We start from the raw sequence: 18,586 nt of genomic DNA on the forward strand, positions 1-18,586 counted from the left end.
CAAACTTGCCCCCGACCTCTCCATCAACCGTCAACCGCCTACACGAACACCTTCCCGACCAGGAGGTGGCCGACCGCCTCCGTACGTGGCGGACCCCACCGACCCATGGAGGCACACCACCACCGCCACGACCGGCCCACACCGGACAGGACTTCGAGCGGCGGCCATGGCGTTCAACCGCTCCCGCCGCTCCGCCACCCGCGCCGACCATCAGGCCGCCGCCGCCCTGCGCAAGGCCGCCAAGGAACTCGCCTACGCCTCCAGCGAGCCGGGCGGGCTAGCCATCGCCCTGCTCTTCGCCACCGTGCACTTGGCCTGCGCCGCCGCCAAGCGGCATGAGCAACACGGCCACTAACAACAGGCCGCGCAGCAGTCGAGGAAGCCTTCCGCCACCTACCAGACGGGCTACCAGCGGGCCGCCACACCCGTCTTGGCTGACCTGACCCGCCGCGCACCACGAGCACACCGCCCACCGCTACGAGCAAGACGTTCGCGCGGCCCACCCCAACCATGCCGACCGAATCCTCGCCGACCCCACTTGGACCGCCCTGACCACAACCCTCGCCCACGCCAAGACCGTTGGCCACAGCCCCCGACGGCTCTTGGCCGAAGTGGGCGCCCAGAGGGAACTCGACAGCGCCGAGCACCTCGCCGAGGTCCTCACCTGGCGCATCACCGCTCAACCGAACAGGCGGACACAAGCGGCTCGCAGCCGAAGCACGACCAGCGGAACGTCGTCCATGTCCGCCACGCCGCGCCATCCGGTCACACCAGTGGCTACGAGGCCCGAAGAGCGCTGTCGACAGTGCTGACCCCGATTTCTCCCAGGCAGATTCCCGACGAAGAGGCCGGCAGGCGAAGGCTGGTACAGCACCCTGGTGCGACACGTTTCCCGAGGGAACATCGGAAGTGGTCCTTCGGGGGTTCCGGATGGCGTACCTGATCAGCTGGAGCGCTGAGCGGTTGCCTGAAGGTGCTCGTAGAGGAAGGGGTCGTCGAGACGTGTGTCGATGACACGATCGCGCACTTCGGTGAGAAGCCAGCCCAGCAGCTCGGCCGTGGCGTCGTACTCATCGTAGAAGCCCATGCGCAAGTCGGTGATCTCGAACTCGAACATCACGTCGTTAACGAGATCTGCCAAGTGCGCGTCGGCGGCTGGGGTGTTGGTCACGGCCCATGTGTTCAGCCAAGGACGCAGGCTGTTGGTGGCCACGGTGATGAAGCTGAGGGAATCCCTGACGGGCACGGGGCTGGGGTGGGTATGCAGCGTGCTCTGCCACCAAGCGGACCAGACGTCCCGTAGGGCCTCGGCCAAGGGCAAGTCCCAGGTAGTCCAGCCCGCCTGAACCAGGCGGGAGGCGATGAGCTCCTCGTCGACGTGGAGCTGGCCGGTGACGAGTGGGCGAATGATGCGCGGGACGAGGCGGCGATAGAGACGAGGGAAGTCCCCCCAATGATCAGGCACCTCTGCGGCAACCGAGGAGATTAGGTCGTCGGCTATGAGGTGCAGTGGACCGGAGAGTTCCGCGAAGTCTTGCTCGACATAGCAGTACGTGCACCCTGTGACGAGGAAGGGATCTTCTGAGGCGAAGGCGTGGTCCAGGGCATCGAGAGCTGTCATGAGCTGCTCAGAGCAAGACATGAAGACCTGCCGGGGGACTCCGTCCGGGCGACCGGCGAAGATCGCAGGCTATCAGGCCGTCCCCCACCTCGCGCTCGATTCCTTGATGGTCCGAGTGGAGGGGGCCGAGGTTCCGTGAAGGATCTCTCTCCGATCCTCACACGGGCGACTCGATAGGATCGGGCCATGATGGAGAGTCCCGTGGTCGAGCTGCTTGAGGCCGAGTATCGACGCGTTTGGGACCGCTTCTACCTCTGATCTTGGCCAGTGCTCCGCCCTTCAGGGCGGGGGTGAAGGCCATCCTTGGCGCGGAGGCGCGCAGCGCCGGAGTTCGCTGCGAGCCTCCGGGGCAACGGTCAGATGGGCCGCTTCTGGTTCTCGATGTACTGCTTGACCGCGGTCAGCGGTGCGCCGCCGCAGGAGCCTGCGAAGTAGGAGCCGGACCAGAAGTGTCCGCCCCACAGATATCGGCGCACGTGGCTGTCGTACTCCTTGCGCAGCAGCCGGGCCGAGACTCCCTTGAGGCTGTTGACCAGCTTGGAGAGCTGGACCTTTGGCGGGTGGTGCACCAGGAGATGCACGTGGTCGTCCTCGCCGTTGAACTGTTTCAGCTCGGCCTCGAAGTCGCTGCACACCTCCCGCATGATCTCTTCGCACCGCGTCAGCATGGCGTCGGTCATGGCCTTGCGTCGGTACTTCGTTACGAAAACCAAGTGGACGTGCAAGTTGTAGACGACGTGACGTCCTGTGCGTACATCGGGATTGGGGTTCCATCGTGGTGACATAAACCTATGCTAGGGTGAAGATCATGGGTCAGGAAATCGCGTACGAGAAGCGGCAGTTCGGGCACCGCGCCCGACTGGCGCTCACTCCTGCGCAAGTCCGGCTCATGGACGACCAGGGCCACGCGGCGCGTACGACGTGGAACCTGCTGCACGACTTCTGGACGATGACGCCGAAGTACCGCCGCGACTTGAAGGCTGCGGACGAGGCGATCCGGCAGGCCCGCAAAGAGATCGACTGGCTCGGTGTGCTGCCCGCACAGGCGGCACAGGCCGTCCTCAAGACGTATTTCCAGGCATGGAAGAACTGCTGGGAAGGACGGGCGGACGAGCCGAACTTCAAGGCCCGCATCCGCACTCCGCTGACGGTGGACGTGCCGCAGGGCCGGGATCTGAACATCGTTCGGATCAACCGCCGCTGGGGCGAGGCCCAGATCCCGAAGATCGGACGGGTCCGGTTCCGCTGGACCCGCGACCTTCCCATCGGCAAGCGGGCCGACACCGACAACCGGATCACCGGGGCACGGCTGGTCAAGGACTCGCTCGGCTGGCACATCGCCTTCCGCGTCCAGACCCGAGAGGCCGTCCCGGCCCCGCACACCGGTCCCGAGATCGGCATCGACTTCGGCGTGAACCTCCCCCTCGCCCTATCGGACGGCAACCACCAGGACCACAGCCACGCGCCGCGCCTTCCCGACGGCACCGCCGACCGGGACAAGTGGCTCACCGAGAAGGAAAAAACCGTGCTGCTCCGCCTTGAGCAGCACGCCGCACGTCTCAAGCAGCACCGCAAGCGCGGAGAGAAGTTCTCAGGCCGCCTGCGCGCTGTGTACCGCCGGATCGGCAGACTCCGAGCAACAGCCACGCGACGAGCAACCGACTGGCAGCACCAGACCACCACCATGCTCGCCCGCACGTATGGCGTGATCGTGGTGGAAGACCTGCACATCACGAACATGACCAAGAGCGCCAAGGGCACCATCGAGGAGCCGGGCAGGAACGTCGCGGCCAAGGCCGGACTGAACCGCTCCATAGCCCAAGAGGCATGGGGCCGGACCATGACCATGCTCGGGTACAAGACCGCCCGAAACGGGGGCACCCTGGTCAAGGTCCCGGCCCCGTACACCTCCCAGCGCTGCCACGCCTGCGGGCTCGTCACACCCGGCAGCCGCGAGGACCAGGCCACGTTCGTGTGCAAGAACAGCATGTGCGGATGGACCGGCAACGCCGACGAGAACGCGGCCCGGAACATCCTGCACCTGTACCGGATCGGCCACACCGTGGTCATCCCGGCTGCCGGGAGGGCAGTCGTCAGGCGGCGTAAGCCGTCCAACCCACCGGCGCAAGCCAGGCGGGAATCTCCCTCGTTCACGACTCCGTTGGGGAATGCAGAAACGGGGCTGGTGGTCAGGCTGTCAGGGTGAGTGCGGCGAGGTGGGAGGTGCGTGTTGGGCCGAGGGGGGTGCCGTTCAGCCAGGCGTCGAGTCGGATGATGTTGATGGCGGTGGCTGCGAGGACGTTGCCGAGGTGGGTCTTGCGTTGCCCGGTGTAGCGGGTGTGGCGGATGCCGGTGCGGCGGACGGCTTGCGAGATCGTGCCCTCGACACCGGCCCGGATGTCGTACCGCTTCTTCCACTCCTCGGTTCGCTGTTCCCGGCGGCGCTGGTCGAGAACCTGCTGCTGCTCGCGGGGCAGCAGGGTGAGGCTTCGGCCCCACTTGCCGTTCGACGCCCTGGTGCACTTGTCCCGCACCGGACAGGCCGCGCAGTCCTGAGCGGTGAAGTGCACCCGCGAGACGGGTGTGCCGCTGCTCTTGCGCTGATCGGACCAGCTGGCACTGACCTTGCCCTGGGGGCAGACGGCCGTCTTGGCGTTCCAGTCGATGGTGAACGCGCTCTGTGTGAAGTGCTCGCCGTCATGGTTCTCGTGGCAGGTGTCCAGGCCGACCGGCCCCACCAGCTCGATCCCGTACTGGTCCCGGGCGGTGACGATGTGCGCGGCGGTGACATAGCCGGCGTCCACGTCGTGTTCGTCGGGAAGCAACTCCCGTTGTCCCAGGCCCTGGTGGACGGCCTCGGTGATCTCGGTGTCGGCGACGGTGGCGTCCGTGGTGCAGACATGGGTGATCAGGTGCGGGGCGTCGGGTTCGCAGGTCTCGCTCAGGTGGGTCTTGTAGCCGCACCAGCCCGATCCCCGCTTCACGCCGTAGCGGGCGTCGGGGTCGTAGGGCGAGGAGAGCCGACGTCTGGCCGGCGGGAGGTCCTTGCCCTCCCGCCAGTGCACCCCCTCGCTGTCGCGGTGGTACTGCTCGACCCAGGCCCGGCGCAGGACCTGGACGGCCGGGATCTGCCGCAGCCAGGAGGGGGCCCCGGGGGCATGGACGGCCTCAAGGACGGTGAAGCCGTCCCGGCCGACCTGCTCGGCCCACTGCGCGCGGACGTTCTCGCCCTTGGGGAACCGGTAGGAGTCGACCCGGGCGCCGTAGCGCTTGACCCAGTCGGCGGTGACCAACCCGCTCAGCCAGTCCGGGGCAGCCACGGCCAGCGCCTCCAGCGCGGCGCGCAGGGTCTCGCCGACGAACTCCATCCGGTTCAGTGTCCGCACCGCCGCCAGCACATGGGTGGAGTCGGTGCGCTGACGGCCCCCCGACCGCAGCAGCCCAAGCGCGGAGATCCGCTCCAGGACCAGGTCCAGGGCTTTCTCCTCCAGGCCGTGCTCGATCAGTCGGACGCGGAAGTCGCTCAGGACAGAGAAGTCGAACCCGGGGTCGTCCAGTTCCAGGCCGAGGAGGAACTTCCAGTCCATACGGGCCCGCACCTGGTCAGCGGCCTGCCGGTCGGTGAGCCCTTCTGCGTACTGCAGGACCGAGACCAGCGCCAGCGCGCCGGGCGAGACCGCCGGACGCCCCCGCTTCGCGAACGCCTCCGCGAAGGACCCGTCCTCGAACAGCGAGCCGAGAGCCTCGCGCACCCGCACCGCAAGCGTGCCCTTCGGGAACGCCGCCCGCACCACCCGAGCGGTCAGCTCCGGCACCCCACGGTCATCCCGGGACTCCAACGACACCCAGCCCACCCCTCGCTCCAACGAACAGAACGATCATGCCAACCACAACGAGTCGACGACGCCGGTTTCTGCATTCCCCAACGGAGTCGTTCACGAGGGAGTGAGCTTCAAGACGAGTTCAAGTTCCAGCCGAGTACGAGTTCTTTCAAGTGGCCCGCCATCAAGGAGCCCGTCGCATCGGTTACCTGGAGCCTTGCCGCGCTTGACGACGACCCTGAATACGAGCGTTTGGACCGCCTGGTCGAGGTGGTCGAGCAGGGGCTGACTTCCTGCATTGGCCCGAGCGGAACGCTGCTCGCGCTCGACTGGCAGCACACGTCGTATCGCTTCGCACCGCAGGGCGTCGGTGACCCTGGGCAGCCGGCATGGCCTTTGAGTCCGTACCCCGACGGGGATTACTACATCTACCTCTCGGAAGACTTCCGTATGGGCAGTTTTGGGCACCCCTGGGAAGAGTCCCTCTGTCTGTTCGGTCAGGAACTCCTCGACGCCGCATCCGCGGAGGTAGAGAAGCTTCTCGGCCAGCCGATCCGTAGGTCCGGCAGGGCAGTCGGCACCGCCTGAGTTGGACCCCGACTCCAAAGGCACCCAGGTAGTCAGACCCAACAACGCACCCTGATGCCCTCGCTGCTCGTGGCAGAGAGGGCATCAGTCGTCAGGCGGCGCGGGCTGTGGGAGCTGCGCGACCCACTTCGTCATCTCGGTCAGGTGGTCGGGCTGTAGACCGAGGTTTGGGTCGGGCTGAACGAGGAGGGTCGCCGTCCCGCGGGCGGCGCGCTCCGCCGCCCAGACGTGGTCGAGGCCAGTGAAGTCGTCGTCGATCCAGACGGCGGGGGCGTCGTCCAGCCAGGCGTCGACGTGGTCACGCTTCCACAGGTAGCCGTTGGGGTGGCTGGTGGTGATCTGCGGACGCGGGAGATCGACGTACGACAGGGTTGGAAGGCCGAGGAGCGGGCCGATGAGGGTGGTGGCGTCCTGGCGCCAGCTGGTGCACCAGACCGGGGTGACCAGGCCGGTGCGGATCACGTCCATGAGCATGGGGCCGTGGGCAGGGTCGAGCCAGACGGTGACCGGGTTGTCGGCGTTCCGGCCGGTGGGGACGACGTCGTGGCGGGCGTGGGTGGCCGGGGTCGAGCCGTCCGCGTTGGGGAAGGGTATGAGGACGCCGTCGATGTCGAGGAGCAGGTAAGGCGGGCGCATCGGTTCCTCCGGGGGAAGCCGGGGCGAATGGCTGGTCAGAGCTTGCGGGCGCGGATCAGCAGGGTGGTGGGCCAGTGGCCCATGCGGGGGTCGTTGAACTCCTGGGCCGAAGTGAGCCAGAAGCCCGCTCGGCTGAGGTGCCTCTCCCAACGGTCGGTATCGAACTCCCATCGGGCGATGGGGAGCCGAGTGCGGTCGGGCAAGGTGACGAAGTCGCGGCGGGGCCGGTCGTCGCCGGAGGGGCTTCGATCGCCGCGCTGCGGGTGGGGGACAGAGAAGGCCAGCACTCGCCCGGGCGTGAGGCGTTGGGCGATGGCCGGGAGCAGGAGCTCGGGCGCGACAAGCCCGACGGCGCCGAAGACGGAGTAGATCGCGTCGAACTGCTCGTCGGAGGCGTGCAGGTAGTGCAGGGCGTGGCCGGCGACGAAGGTGAGGTTGTTCAACCGTCCGTAGTGGGAGCGGGCGCGGCGGACCTGGAGGCCGACCAGGTCGACGCCCGTGACGTGCGCGCCGTGGCGGGTGGCGAGGTGGGCGGCGTTGTGGCCGGGGCCGCAGCCGAGTTCCAGGAGTCGCTTGCCCCGCAGGTCCGGGCCGAGGATCTCGGCCCCGGGACCTTGGCCGGGTCTCGTGGTCCACTCCATCCGGGCGGGCACGGACAGGGGTTCGGCGAGTCTGGCGGCGGTGCGCTGGAGGGCGTGGGCGTGCCAGGGGGATGCCTGGGCGAGCACGTCAGATCTCCAGGAGGTGGAGGACGTCGGTGAGGTGGCGGCGGACGGCCTTGATGTAGGCGGGGTCGGTGGCCGGGTCGTTGATCCAGCGGACGGTCTGCTCCATGAACCACTCGACGGCCCACATGCGGTGCCAGCCCAGGGCCCAGTTCTCGGCGGTGAGCCCGCCGCGCGGGGCGAGGGCGTCGGGGGTGCCGCCGGCGATGACGTACTGCTCCAGGAAGACGCGCAGGCGCACGGGGTGCGGGGGATCGATGGTTCCGTGCCAGCTCGCGAGGTCGAGCAGGCCGGGGCCGGTGAAGGCGCGGGCGAAGTCGAGCAGCCGCCAGCCGCGCTCGCCGATGTGGAGGCTGGTGGGATGAAACTCGGAGTGCACCCAGCCGAACGGCTCCAGCGTCGCTCCGGCCGAGCGAGCCTCGGCGGCCTGGGCGATCCGGTCGAGCGCGTCCTCGACATCGTCGGCATCCTGCCACCGGTCGGCCTTGCGCAGCCGTTCGAGATGCTCCAGCGCACGGGTCGGCAGCGTCCGCAGCCGCTCCTGGTCGAGGACGGGCAAAGGCGGAGCCGTATGGGTGCCGTGCAGGACCACGGCCGCGGCGACGCCGTCGAGGTCGTCGGCCTCGCGGACGGACGGTCCGAGGTCCTCCAGGAGCATGCCGAGCCAGCCGTCCAGGACTGCGGAGGCGTGGACCTGGGGGACGGGGACGCCGAGGGTGTGGGCCAGGCGGAGGGCCTGGTCCTCGCTGTCGAAGGGCTTCTTGGCGTACTTGAAGATGGCGGTGGAGCCGTCGGGGAAGGTCACGCGCTCGACGCCGGACATGGACCACACGCGTACCTCCTCCCGTACGGCAGTGGTCTGGCCGGTCGCGGTGAGCAGGTTGTCGAGGAGTTCGGCGCTGGGGTTCGTGGTCACGTGAGGGCTCCGGGGAGGGGTGGTGGCGTCCGGGGCGGGCGAGGGATGTCGGCCCGCCCCGGAGCCTGATCGGGTGGTGGTTACGCGGCGGGGTTCACGCGGTGGGCGTAGACCTGCTCGATCCAGCCCGCCTTGAAGGCCGCGAGGTCGTCGCGGAAGTTCGCCATCGAGGCACCGTAGGGCGCGACCACGCCGCCGGACTGGTCCGGCACGGACTGGCAGCCGTGCACGAGCCGGCCGCCGAGGGCGGCGTGGGCCTTGATGGACTCGATGCGGCGGTGCTCGTTGAACCAGCCGCCGTGGTAGACCTCGTCGAGCATCCCGCCCGTCTCGTCGTCCAGGTCGAAGACGACGGAGGTGGCGGCGGGGAAGAACCAGCACGGGCCGACGTTGGAGATGTGCCCGTCGAGCTCGACCTTGTTGAGTGCCATGAGCGTGGCGGCCTCGCGCAGCATCCGCAGGTGGTCGGCGGTGATCTGCGGCAGACCGAGGCCGGCCAGGTGCTCGTCGCGGAACAGGTAGGCGTACACCTCGTACGCGGTGGCCAGGACGCGGGCGGCGTCGGAGGTGGAGTCGCTGTGCTGCTTGATGAAGTCGAGCGCGAGCTGCTCGACCGCGCTCTCGGTCGTCTCGTCCACGTCGAGGAGCTGGGCCTTGACCAGCTCCCAGTCGGCGACGAACCAGGTGTTGGACTCGAAGCGGAAGAAGTACTCGGCCGGGTCGATCGTGATGCGTCGGCCGTCGACCTGGATGCCGGGCAGGCGGCTCCAGCGCGGGTCGAACGCCTCGGGCAGCTCGACCGTGATGGCCGTGGTGTTGATGGTGGTCACCGTGTCTCCGTCTCTGATTGGCCGGTCTCGGGCACAGGAATGCCCGAGCCTGGTGTGGGCGTACGGAACTTCGGGGTGCCGCCTGGACCAAGGGGGAGCCTGGATCACGGTCGCGCCGTTCCGGGCGGCTGCTGATAAGTGAACCGGTGGTCACGCTCAGTGGGTACGGTGGAAGGCAGTTGAAGCGGTATACGCGGTTTACAGCTCCAGGACGGAGGCGATCGTGACGGCGCAGCGAGAACCCAACTCCCGTCTGCGCGACGTCATCGCGGCGGTCGACTGCACCTACGAGGCCCTCGCCAGAGACGTGCGGCGCATCGCCGCCGAGAACGGCGAGATCCTCCAGACCAACAAGTCGGCCATCTCGCACTGGGCGAACGGCACCCGTGCCCCTTCGGGCCGGGTAGGCCAGTACCTGGCCGAGGCGCTGTCCCGACGAGCGGGGCGCACGGTCACCCAGACCGAGATCGGCCTCCAGGCCAGCGATGACGAAGCGCCGGCGGAATCCGACCCCGTCCTTGCCGCCACCGACCTGGGCCGCGCCGACGTCGAGCGCCGTCGCTTCCTCGCCATCGCGGCCTTCACCACCGCCGGCGTCGCCATGCCGCTCGGATACGACCACGAAGCCACCGCCCGCATGCTCCGCGCCCGCACCGGCACGTCCTTGGTCGGGGCAGAGGACGTGGACGTCGTACGGCAGATCACGGCGGCCTTCAGCGCCGCCGACGAGCGCCTCGGCGGCGGGCACGGACTGACCACCGTCACCGCGTACCTCGCCGACACCGCCGCCCCCATGCTGCGCGGACGCTTCCCCAATGAAGCCTTACGCCGGGCCGCCTTCGGCGCCGTCGCCGAACTCGCCTACCTCGCAGGGTGGAAGCACCACGACCTCGGCCAGGAAGGCGCCGCCCAGCGCTACTACCAGGTCGGCTACAAGCTCGCCTGCGAAGCCGACCCCCAGGGCCACGCCGCCTGGATGATGCGCGCCCTCGCCCACCAGGCCCTCAGCCTCAAACAGCCCCACCACTGCGTCGACCTCGTCGAAGGCGCCCTCCGCACAGGTCTCGGCCACGTCGACGGCCAGACCGAAGCGCTCCTCCACATCACGCACGCCCGCGCCTACGCCGCGGTCAACGAGAACCCCTTGGCCGCGCGCGCCCTACTCGCCGCCGAGGACGCCCTCCTACGAGACGACGGCCCCCAGCCCAGCTACTCCCGCGTGAGCGGCCCCGCCGCTGGCACCGTGGCCAGCCACACCGCCCGCACCCTGACCGACCTCGCCGACCACATCGGCACGGAGCAGCAGCACCGGGACGCCCTCACCCGCTGGGACCCCCAGAAGTACAAGCGCGTCCACGCCCTCACCCACGCCGACCTCGGCGACAGCCTCGCCGCCCAGGCCCGCGCCGACGAAGCCGTCGCCGCCTGGACCCAGGCCCTGGTCCTCATGGAGGGCATGACCTCCGACCGGACCCGGAAGGCGATCACGTCGATCCGCTCCACTCTCGCGGTCTACCAGCGCCGCCGCGTTCCCGGCGCCGCAGATCTCGCCCGCCGCGCCCGCGAGGCCCTCGCCTAACATGCCCAACAACCCGCCCGACGAAGGGAACCCCGTGGCCCAGCAGACCGACGACCGCTCCCAAGCCCTCGAGCCGGCGCTCGAGTCGATGACCCTGCTGGTTGCGGCCGTCATCGTCCACGACAAGGCGACCAACCGCGTCGTCCTCCTCCAGCGCAGCGAAAACGCGAAGTTTGCCCAGGGCATGTGGGACCTCCCGGTCGGCAAGAGCGAGCCGGGCGAGCCCATCACCGAAACCGCAGTCCGCGAGCTCTACGAGGAGACCGGCCTCACGGTGAAGCCCGAGTCCCTCAAGGTCGCCCACATCATCCACGGCGCCTGGGGCGTCGAAGCCCCCAACGGCTTCCTCACGGTCGTGTTCGCCGCCCACGAATGGACCGGCGAACCCGAAAACCGCGAACCCCGCAAGCACTCCCAGGTCCGCTGGGTCGACGCCGACGCCATCCCGGAAGCGTTTGTGGATACGACCGCGAGCGCCCTCCACCGCTACCTTAACGCAGGGCCGCAGGTATCGCTGGATGGCTGGTGATGTCGTAAAAGGTTCGTGGCTGGTTGCGGCGTTGATTTGCACTATCACCTAGCCTCGATCTTTCGTGACGGTCCGTCGGTTCCTCCGGCGGGCCGTTTCGGCTGTTCGGGCGGGTGGCGGGCAGGCTGATGGCCCGGCTGTCGCGTCGGGTGGGCGCCGGGTTCCACGGCTCCGGTCGGGGTGGTGCTGCTCGCAGGGGCGGGGACGTGCTGGTCAGCCGGGGTTCGGGAGAGCTTCGAGTCGGGCGATGGCGTCGGTGATCAGGTCGGTCCAGGGCCAGTGGCCTGCGAATCTCAGGTGTCGGCGGCGGGCGGTGGTGACGAGCTGAGCGGCGGCGGAAAACAGTCGGAGCCTCAGCCGCCGGGGCTCCCACCTGCGGGTTTGCCCGGTGAGGGCGAGCATGGGCATCCAGGCCAGCAGGTCGAGGGCGATTTGGACGATCTCCAGCCAGATCTGGTTCTGTGCGGCGTCGTGGAGTGGCAGGTTGCGCAGGCCGGTGGCGCGGGCGTTTCGGATGCGGTCCTCGGCTCTCGCGCGTTGGCGGTGCCGGAGTTCGAGTGCGGCGATCGGAACGCCGGTGGTGTTGGTCGCGAACGCCGTGAGCCGCAGTCCGTCGGCATCGGTGAGGCGCAACTGGGCGCCGGGGTGCGGGCGTTCCTTGCGGACGATCAGCCGCATCCCCTGCGGCCAGCCCTTGAGGACGTCACCGTCGAGTTCGGCGACCCAGGCGCCGTCACGGATCTCACCTTCCGGTTCGACGGCCACTGTCCAGGCGGCGGGCGGGATCTTGAGGACGGCCTGGTGGATGGCGTCGGTGATGGTCATGCCGACCGAGTACGACAGCCACCTGCCCCGCTGGGCGAGCCAGGCGACGAACTCGTGGGTGCCACCGCCGGAGTCGGTACGAATGAGCGTCTGGCGTCCGCGCCGGTACTTGTTCGGCAGTTGGGCCAGGGCGAGTCGGGCCGTGGTGATGTGGTCGGCGGCGGTGTTGCTGCCCGCGTTCCCGGGCCGCAGCAGCGCGGCCACCGGCTCGCCGGTGCCGCCGCTTCCGTGGTCGACGAAGCCCACCAGCGGGTGATGTCCGAAGGTCTTCTTCCAGGTCGCGGCCGCGTCCTGCTTGTCGGAGTGGGCCAGTACCAGCACCCCGTCCAGGTCGACGATCACCTGCCCGGAGGCGTCCGGCGACGAGGATCCCGCCAACTTCCATATTCGTTCGCGTACTTCGGCCCGCGCGGACCGGATCGCGTTCAGAGCCTTCGGGCCGGACTCGGCCAGGGTGTCGACGAGGCGGGAGACGGTCGGGTCGGAGGCCACCGGGCCGAACACGGCCGGCTCGGCCCGCAGCATCCCGGCATCGGCCAGGCAGTCGCCGCCCAGCGCGACCGCGAGGGCCACGTCCAGCAGGATCTTGCCCGGGTCGTGCACCGCCCGAGCCTTCCGCCACGGCGCCAGCGCCGCGGATATCGCGGTGTCCAGCCCGGCCTTGCGGACCGTCTCGACCAGCAGCACGCCCCCGGCCTGGGAGACCACCGCCCGGCCGCCGCCCTCGATGCGGATACGCGGGTACGACCCGATACGCTTCTTCACCTGAGAAGTGCTTCTTTCCACGGCACGATCTGGACCTTCGACAAGTCCCATCGTTGCAGGTCAGGAGCACTTCTCACGTTTTCGATCACGCTTCGGACAGCCCACCTCATGAAAGCCCGAGGCTAGTGTCTTGTGATCCGGTTCGTGTCAGTTCGAGTTGTTATTGACGAGTTTCCTCACTCTGGTCGCGACGCAACGTCGCTCTATTAGATGGCCGTCGCCATGTCTTTGAGTGTCGGTGACGTCGTTTCCTGCGGGGCGAGTTGCAGGGGTCTCGGCTTCGCCCGCGGCTTGCGTGGTCGTCGTTCTTCGGGGAAGAGCGAGAGGCTGATCGTGTGGGTGACCTTGGTGGTGGCGGGCTCGTCCGGTTTGAGGGTGCGGTATCCGGTGGTGCTGCGTTTGGTGGCGCGGGGTGCGGCACGTCCGGGGCGGGGACGGACGGCCTCGCGGGTCAGGTCGGCCTGGATGTCACGGATCCTGGCGGCCAGTTGCCGAGGGGGGAAAGTCCGCGCCGACGGAACGTCGGGCGGCGGCGAGGGTGTTCTTGAAGCTGATGTGCGAGACGGGGAGGTTCGCGTGGTGGGCGGCGTCCACGGCCAGGTCGTGTACGGCCTGGTAGACGCAGAGCATGGCCCACAGTTCCTGCTCGACCATGGCGGGACTGTTGGACCGGAGGGTCGCGGTGCGTCCTCCCCGCTGTTCGATCTTGATGTGCTTGAAGATCGTCTCGCTGGTCCAGCGGGCGGTGTACAGCTCTGCCAGCTCTGCGGCGGGTGCCGCCTCGGGGTCCAGGAGCGTGGTGATCAGGCAGAACAGCTCCGAGGTCTCCTCACTGTCGCCGTCCGCGCCGATCGTGGTGGTGACCACGGTGTACTCCACGGCGCGCACGGTGATCCGGGCGCCGCGCGGCCCGTTCAGGCGGGTGAGGAAGGTGCCGTCGGCCAGAACCTCATGCGGCCGCAGGGTGAAGGAATCCGAGACCCGCCACAGGAGTTCGGCCCCGGTGACCGCGGCTGCCCGCCACAGCTCATAGGCTGGAAAGCCCCGGTCGGCCATCAACAGGATGCCTTCCCGCAGGTGCACCAGGAGGCGGGCGGCCAAGGTGCGCTCGCCGACGGCGAAGGAGTCGAAGACCGCACCGATCAACGCCTTCGTGCCGCACTCCACCAGCGCGAGGAGCCTCACCTGCGGGTACGGTCCAGGCCGATTTCCGTTGGAGGCACGGGTGTAGGCGGCAGCGTTCGCCTCGCTGTCAGGAACGTCCAGCAGTGTGCCGTCCATGGAGGTCAGCCGCAGCCCGCGCCAGAAAGCCCCCGGCGTGGCCGCAGTGCCGGTGCAACCGGCGACCCGGTCGAAGAGCAGTCGCAGCGGCCCCGCACCCAGCCGGGCCCGCGCCGTTGTCAGAGACCCCGTGCGCGCCGGACGCCACACCTCCCGCGCCCGGCGCGGCCAGTGCTCCACCAACTCCCGCAGCACCAGGCCGTATCCGTCACCGCTGAACAGCCACATCGTCAGGACGAAATACACCATCAGCCGGGCCGGCAACGACCGGGTCCGCTCCTCGCGCGCCCCCGCCTCATCGACCACGAAGTCGACCAGCTCGGGCGTGAACGTACGCGACAGCACCCCCATCCGGACCCGCTCCGGGTACGTCTCACCAACTATGTGATCTCTCGGCACAAGACCGAGACTCTACGCGATCATGAACTAAGCGAGCGACGTTGGGTCGCGACGAGCCGGACCTTTGCGAGGATCTCGCCGGTGGTCGCGGTCCAGGTGAAGGGTTTCGGGTTCTGGTTCCAGGAGTTGATGTAGTCGCGGATCTGCTTGACCAGGACGTGGACACTGGAGAAGGTGCCGCGACGGATGGACTGCCGGGTGATGATCCCGAACCAGATCTCGATCTGGTTCAGCCAGGAAGAGCCGACGGGGGTGAAATGGAAGTGCACGTGAGGGTTCTTCTCCAGCCACGCCATCACGTCCGGGGTGGTGTGCGTGGACAGGTTGTCCAGCACGATATGGATCTCCTTGCCGGCGTGCGGTTTCACCACCTTCTTCAGGAAGGCCAGGAAGTTCGCCCCGTTCCGGTTCGGCTTGCATTCGCCGAGTACTTCGCCGGTGGCGATATTCAGCGCGGCGAACAGGTTCGTGGTGCCGTGCCGCACGTAGTCGTGCAACGTCGCTCTATTAGATGGCCGTCGCCATGTCTTTGAGTGTCGGTGACGTCGTTTCCTGCGGGGCGAGTTGCAGGGGTCTCGGCTTCGCCCGCGGCTTGCGTGGTCGTCGTTCTTCGGGGAAGAGCGAGAGGCTGATCGTGTGGGTGACCTTGGTGGTGGCGGGCTCGTCCGGTTTGAGGGTGCGGTATCCGGTGGTGCTGCGTTTGGTGGCGCGGGGTGCGGCACGTCCGGGGCGGGGACGGACGGCCTCGCGGGTCAGGTCGGCCTGGATGTCACGGATCCTGGCGGCCAGTTGCCGAGGGGGGAAAGTCCGCGCCGACGGAACGTCGGGCGGCGGCGAGGGTGTTCTTGAAGCTGATGTGCGAGACGGGGAGGTTCGCGTGGTGGGCGGCGTCCACGGCCAGGTCGTGTACGGCCTGGTAGACGCAGAGCATGGCCCACAGTTCCTGCTCGACCATGGCGGGACTGTTGGACCGGAGGGTCGCGGTGCGTCCTCCCCGCTGTTCGATCTTGATGTGCTTGAAGATCGTCTCGCTGGTCCAGCGGGCGGTGTACAGCTCTGCCAGCTCTGCGGCGGGTGCCGCCTCGGGGTCCAGGAGCGTGGTGATCAGGCAGAACAGCTCCGAGGTCTCCTCACTGTCGCCGTCCGCGCCGATCGTGGTGGTGACCACGGTGTACTCCACGGCGCGCACGGTGATCCGGGCGCCGCGCGGCCCGTTCAGGCGGGTGAGGAAGGTGCCGTCGGCCAGAACCTCATGCGGCCGCAGGGTGAAGGAATCCGAGACCCGCCACAGGAGTTCGGCCCCGGTGACCGCGGCTGCCCGCCACAGCTCATAGGCTGGAAAGCCCCGGTCGGCCATCAACAGGATGCCTTCCCGCAGGTGCACCAGGAGGCGGGCGGCCAAGGTGCGCTCGCCGACGGCGAAGGAGTCGAAGACCGCACCGATCAACGCCTTCGTGCCGCACTCCACCAGCGCGAGGAGCCTCACCTGCGGGTACGGTCCAGGCCGATTTCCGTTGGAGGCACGGGTGTAGGCGGCAGCGTTCGCCTCGCTGTCAGGAACGTCCAGCAGTGTGCCGTCCATGGAGGTCAGCCGCAGCCCGCGCCAGAAAGCCCCCGGCGTGGCCGCAGTGCCGGTGCAACCGGCGACCCGGTCGAAGAGCAGTCGCAGCGGCCCCGCACCCAGCCGGGCCCGCGCCGTTGTCAGAGACCCCGTGCGCGCCGGACGCCACACCTCCCGCGCCCGGCGCGGCCAGTGCTCCACCAACTCCCGCAGCACCAGGCCGTATCCGTCACCGCTGAACAGCCACATCGTCAGGACGAAATACACCATCAGCCGGGCCGGCAACGACCGGGTCCGCTCCTCGCGCGCCCCCGCCTCATCGACCACGAAGTCGACCAGCTCGGGCGTGAACGTACGCGACAGCACCCCCATCCGGACCCGCTCCGGGTACGTCTCACCAACTATGTGATCTCTCGGCACAAGACCGAGACTCTACGCGATCATGAACTAAGCGAGCGACGTTGGGCCAGAGCCCACGAAGGAGCACTGAAGCGTCTGGCCGGGTCAGCCAGGCGGTCGGCGTAGCACCGATCGCGTGCGCGAACGCGTACATCGCCCGGTGAACGATCCGGTCGGTGCGAGGCGCGTCGAGTTGGCTGCTGATCCGCTCGTTTGCGGAATCCAGCAAGAGGTGAGCGAGTTCGTCGATACCCATCGACGCCTGGTCCAGGGATAGCCGGGAGCCTTGCTTGAGGGCGTCACACAGTAGTCGCAGAAACAGGGGATTGTCGAACTCTCCGTGGATTGGCGGTGCGGTTGGCGGCTCCAGGCCGTAATAGTCGGCATACTCCGTCACGGCCTCGAACTCGACGCCTTGGAACCCGCGGTGGATGAAGGTCGGCATATCCAGACCGGACGGGACAATCTGCTCGGTGTAGTGAGATCGCAACGTGAATACGACGCGCAGGTTCTCAAAGCGGCTGATGATGCCGACCAGGCGGTCTAGCTCATCACGCCAGACTGTTCGCGGGCGTGTCTCGTTCAATGCGTCGATAACGACGAGCACCGGACTGCCCGAGCTTCGCCCGGCCTGATCCAGGATTGCGAGAACCTCCTCACCTGTGAGATCGGTCGGCAGGTGCAAGCGCTCGCGGAGCTGCGTCAGCAGGTCGCCATCGCGAAACCAGAGACCGTGGACGAACAGACTGGGGCGACGACGCGACAGGCGCCGTGCAACGGCATCGAGCGTGACGAACGTCTTGCCGCGGCCAGCATCACCGGGCAGGAGCATCGAGCGCGCGCCGGGCAGCCGTTCGAACGGGCCAGCGACGAAGGAGATTAGCTCTTGGACGGCCTGCTTTAGCCCCCGCAACGCGTCCACACGCGCTGCTGGGAAGGCCACCATGTATTCGGCCTGATGCTGCCGCCATGTAGGTGAGTCCCACTCGTCGCCATGCGCGGCAGTCAGTGCCTCGCTCTCAGCCTGCTCGGCGTCGGACACTGAGGCGTGGGAATTTTGAAGTGTTCTGTCAAGAACTTGGCGTGAGGCGTCGGAGGGTTGGTCTCGCCAGCGCTGCAGCGCCGTGACCACGTGGCGGACCGCGTCCCGTGCGTCAGTCAGGTCGATGGGCCGGCTGCCCCCGTAGGGCTCTGCATCGCGAAGCTGATCAATCTGCTGCCCAAGCAGGGAGGCGTGACTGTCCAACGTCGCATGCCACTCCGGATCGCCACACAAGGCAGCAATGGCATCCAGCGCTGGCACATCCACCGTGAGTTCCGGGACGTACCGAGGACGCGCAGCCCAGACTGCGTCGTCAAGGCGGTTTTGCCACCAGTGCTCCGGCAGGACGTCGGAGTCGAACCAGTAGCGTGCTCGCGCACCTGAAGGATCGCCCTTCCGTAGCCGGGTGACCAGGTTGGTGTACCACTCGATGCGGAATTCGACCGATACGCCTAGTTCTGTGGCTTCCTTCCGCCAGCTGCTCAGCCAACCGCCTTCCCCGTAGACCTTCTCCTGCAGAGACTTGCCCTTGCGTGCAGTGGGACCTGTCGGATCCACGGGGATGGCGATCGTGTACTGCACGATGCGGGGGTGCACCGTGAGTGCTGCTGTCACGGACTTGTTGAGCTGGCTCTCGTCCACGTCGTCCTGATGCACCCAGAACTTGGCCTGCCAGCCGACTTCGCTTCCGTCAGGCAGTGTCCAGAAACACTCGACACCGCCGTCTCCGCCAGAGCCGTTGAGGCTGACGAAGGTGGCGTCAGCATGCGGCGATTCTTCTGCCGCCAGTTCGCAGATGAACTGCTCGAACCCGTCCCTCTGCCCGCCGGCGCCCAGGGCGCGGATCCGAGTGAAGTCGAGATCGGGAAGATGCATCCCCACCACCCCTTGCCGCAACGTACGACCAGTGCCGCAGCGGAGCGCAGAAGTAAAGATTGCCCCATGCGGCTGGCAGAAGGGGACCCCGTTCCGCCTACACCTGGGGCACGACGATATACCGCACCAGAGGGCCTGGACCCCAAAAGATCCCAGGGTCCATCGAGTTCCGTGATCGGTGGGGTAAGAGGCA

The 18,586-nt window shown here is 68.0% G+C and carries 17 protein-coding genes; 5 read left to right on the plus strand and 12 right to left on the minus strand.

Annotated elements, in window-relative coordinates; all coding sequences use genetic code 11:
• Positions 1-166 precede the first annotated feature (166 nt).
• Entirely contained in the window at positions 167-355 is a 189-nt protein-coding gene (locus DNK56_RS36835) for a hypothetical protein (protein WP_446750403.1), read from the plus strand.
• 588 nt (positions 356-943) lie between these two features.
• Here the strand turns inward: DNK56_RS36835 and DNK56_RS24125 are convergent.
• Together DNK56_RS24125 and tnpA are read right to left on the minus strand one after the other, a co-directional pair.
• Entirely contained in the window at positions 944-1,642 is a 699-nt protein-coding gene (locus DNK56_RS24125; protein ID WP_111337946.1) for a hypothetical protein, read from the minus strand.
• 335 nt (positions 1,643-1,977) lie between these two features.
• Positions 1,978-2,406: an IS200/IS605 family transposase gene (tnpA, locus tag DNK56_RS24130; protein ID WP_111337947.1), complete on the minus strand. Its 429-nt coding sequence runs from the start codon at positions 2,404-2,406 to the stop codon at positions 1,978-1,980.
• A gap of 23 nt (positions 2,407-2,429) precedes the next feature.
• On the opposite strand from tnpA, the gene DNK56_RS24135 reads away from it, so the two are divergent.
• A complete protein-coding gene (locus tag DNK56_RS24135) occupies positions 2,430-3,827 on the plus strand; it encodes an RNA-guided endonuclease InsQ/TnpB family protein (RefSeq protein ID WP_274543546.1) in 1,398 nt (465 codons plus the stop codon).
• On the opposite strand, the gene DNK56_RS24140 is transcribed toward DNK56_RS24135, so the two are convergent.
• On the minus strand, positions 3,811-5,466 hold the full coding sequence (locus DNK56_RS24140; protein WP_111335593.1) for an IS1182 family transposase: 1,656 nt from the start codon (positions 5,464-5,466) through the stop codon (positions 3,811-3,813). The genes DNK56_RS24135 and DNK56_RS24140 overlap by 17 nt on opposite strands.
• Positions 5,467-5,538: 72 nt before the next feature.
• Between DNK56_RS24140 and DNK56_RS24145 the strand changes: the two genes are divergently transcribed.
• Positions 5,539-6,030: a DUF2716 domain-containing protein gene (locus DNK56_RS24145; protein WP_111339543.1), complete on the plus strand. Its 492-nt coding sequence runs from the start codon at positions 5,539-5,541 to the stop codon at positions 6,028-6,030.
• Between the two features lie 84 nt (positions 6,031-6,114).
• Here DNK56_RS24145 and DNK56_RS24150 read toward each other — a convergent pair whose 3' ends face one another.
• From DNK56_RS24150 to DNK56_RS24165, 4 genes are all read right to left on the minus strand, one after another.
• Entirely contained in the window at positions 6,115-6,666 is a 552-nt protein-coding gene (locus DNK56_RS24150) for an HAD domain-containing protein (RefSeq protein ID WP_111337948.1), read from the minus strand.
• Positions 6,667-6,701: 35 nt separating this feature from the next.
• Positions 6,702-7,394 carry a class I SAM-dependent methyltransferase gene (locus DNK56_RS24155; RefSeq protein WP_111337949.1) on the minus strand — a complete coding sequence of 231 codons (693 nt, stop codon included), beginning with the start codon at positions 7,392-7,394 and terminating at the stop codon, positions 6,702-6,704.
• 1 nt (position 7,395) lies between these two features.
• Positions 7,396-8,307, minus strand: coding sequence for a phosphotransferase (locus DNK56_RS24160; protein ID WP_111337950.1), 912 nt, complete (start codon positions 8,305-8,307; stop codon positions 7,396-7,398).
• Between the two features lie 80 nt (positions 8,308-8,387).
• Positions 8,388-9,137 carry a hypothetical protein gene (locus tag DNK56_RS24165; protein ID WP_111337951.1) on the minus strand — a complete coding sequence of 250 codons (750 nt, stop codon included), beginning with the start codon at positions 9,135-9,137 and terminating at the stop codon, positions 8,388-8,390.
• Between the two features lie 223 nt (positions 9,138-9,360).
• Here DNK56_RS24165 and DNK56_RS24170 point away from each other — a divergent pair, with 223 nt between their 5' ends.
• Both DNK56_RS24170 and DNK56_RS24175 read left to right on the plus strand, forming a co-directional pair.
• Positions 9,361-10,716 (plus strand): tetratricopeptide repeat protein, encoded by a 1,356-nt coding sequence (locus tag DNK56_RS24170; RefSeq protein ID WP_111337952.1) that lies wholly within the window; start codon positions 9,361-9,363, stop codon positions 10,714-10,716.
• A 1-nt stretch (position 10,717) separates the two neighbouring features.
• The gene (locus DNK56_RS24175; protein WP_111337953.1) at positions 10,718-11,245 is read left to right on the plus strand and encodes an NUDIX domain-containing protein; all 528 of its coding nucleotides are present in this window, start codon (positions 10,718-10,720) and stop codon (positions 11,243-11,245) included.
• 213 nt (positions 11,246-11,458) lie between these two features.
• On the opposite strand, the gene DNK56_RS24180 is transcribed toward DNK56_RS24175, so the two are convergent.
• The 5 genes from DNK56_RS24180 to DNK56_RS24200 form a co-directional block, all read right to left on the minus strand.
• A complete protein-coding gene (locus DNK56_RS24180; RefSeq protein ID WP_111329981.1) occupies positions 11,459-12,835 on the minus strand; it encodes an IS1380 family transposase in 1,377 nt (458 codons plus the stop codon).
• Between the two features lie 468 nt (positions 12,836-13,303).
• The gene (locus DNK56_RS24185) at positions 13,304-14,467 is read right to left on the minus strand and encodes an IS4 family transposase (protein WP_111329449.1); all 1,164 of its coding nucleotides are present in this window, start codon (positions 14,465-14,467) and stop codon (positions 13,304-13,306) included.
• A gap of 68 nt (positions 14,468-14,535) precedes the next feature.
• Positions 14,536-15,237, minus strand: coding sequence for an IS630 family transposase (locus DNK56_RS24190; RefSeq protein ID WP_274578663.1), 702 nt, complete (start codon positions 15,235-15,237; stop codon positions 14,536-14,538).
• Positions 15,238-15,284: 47 nt separating this feature from the next.
• Positions 15,285-16,448: an IS4 family transposase gene (locus tag DNK56_RS24195; protein ID WP_111329449.1), complete on the minus strand. Its 1,164-nt coding sequence runs from the start codon at positions 16,446-16,448 to the stop codon at positions 15,285-15,287.
• 22 nt (positions 16,449-16,470) lie between these two features.
• Positions 16,471-18,393, minus strand: a complete 1,923-nt coding sequence (locus DNK56_RS24200) for a hypothetical protein (protein ID WP_111337954.1) — start codon at positions 18,391-18,393, stop codon at positions 16,471-16,473.
• Positions 18,394-18,586: the final 193 nt, after the last annotated feature.

The organism is Streptomyces sp. AC1-42W (genome assembly GCF_003248355.1).
Classification (GTDB): domain Bacteria; phylum Actinomycetota; class Actinomycetes; order Streptomycetales; family Streptomycetaceae; genus Streptomyces.

Excerpts from the sequence above, each read along its gene's own strand:
- tnpA (WP_111337947.1), bottom strand. The coding sequence starts at position 2,406 with ATGTCACCACGATGGAACCCCAATCCCGATGTACGCACAGGACGTCAC.
- DNK56_RS24135 (WP_274543546.1), top strand. The coding sequence starts at position 2,430 with ATGGGTCAGGAAATCGCGTACGAGAAGCGGCAGTTCGGGCACCGCGCC.
- DNK56_RS24125 (WP_111337946.1), bottom strand. The coding sequence starts at position 1,642 with ATGTCTTGCTCTGAGCAGCTCATGACAGCTCTCGATGCCCTGGACCAC.
- DNK56_RS24185 (WP_111329449.1), bottom strand. The coding sequence starts at position 14,467 with ATGGGGGTGCTGTCGCGTACGTTCACGCCCGAGCTGGTCGACTTCGTG.
- DNK56_RS24200 (WP_111337954.1), bottom strand. The coding sequence starts at position 18,393 with ATGCATCTTCCCGATCTCGACTTCACTCGGATCCGCGCCCTGGGCGCC.
- DNK56_RS24175 (WP_111337953.1), top strand. The coding sequence starts at position 10,718 with ATGCCCAACAACCCGCCCGACGAAGGGAACCCCGTGGCCCAGCAGACC.
- DNK56_RS24195 (WP_111329449.1), bottom strand. The coding sequence starts at position 16,448 with ATGGGGGTGCTGTCGCGTACGTTCACGCCCGAGCTGGTCGACTTCGTG.
- DNK56_RS24150 (WP_111337948.1), bottom strand. The coding sequence starts at position 6,666 with ATGCGCCCGCCTTACCTGCTCCTCGACATCGACGGCGTCCTCATACCC.
- DNK56_RS36835 (WP_446750403.1), top strand. The coding sequence starts at position 167 with ATGGCGTTCAACCGCTCCCGCCGCTCCGCCACCCGCGCCGACCATCAG.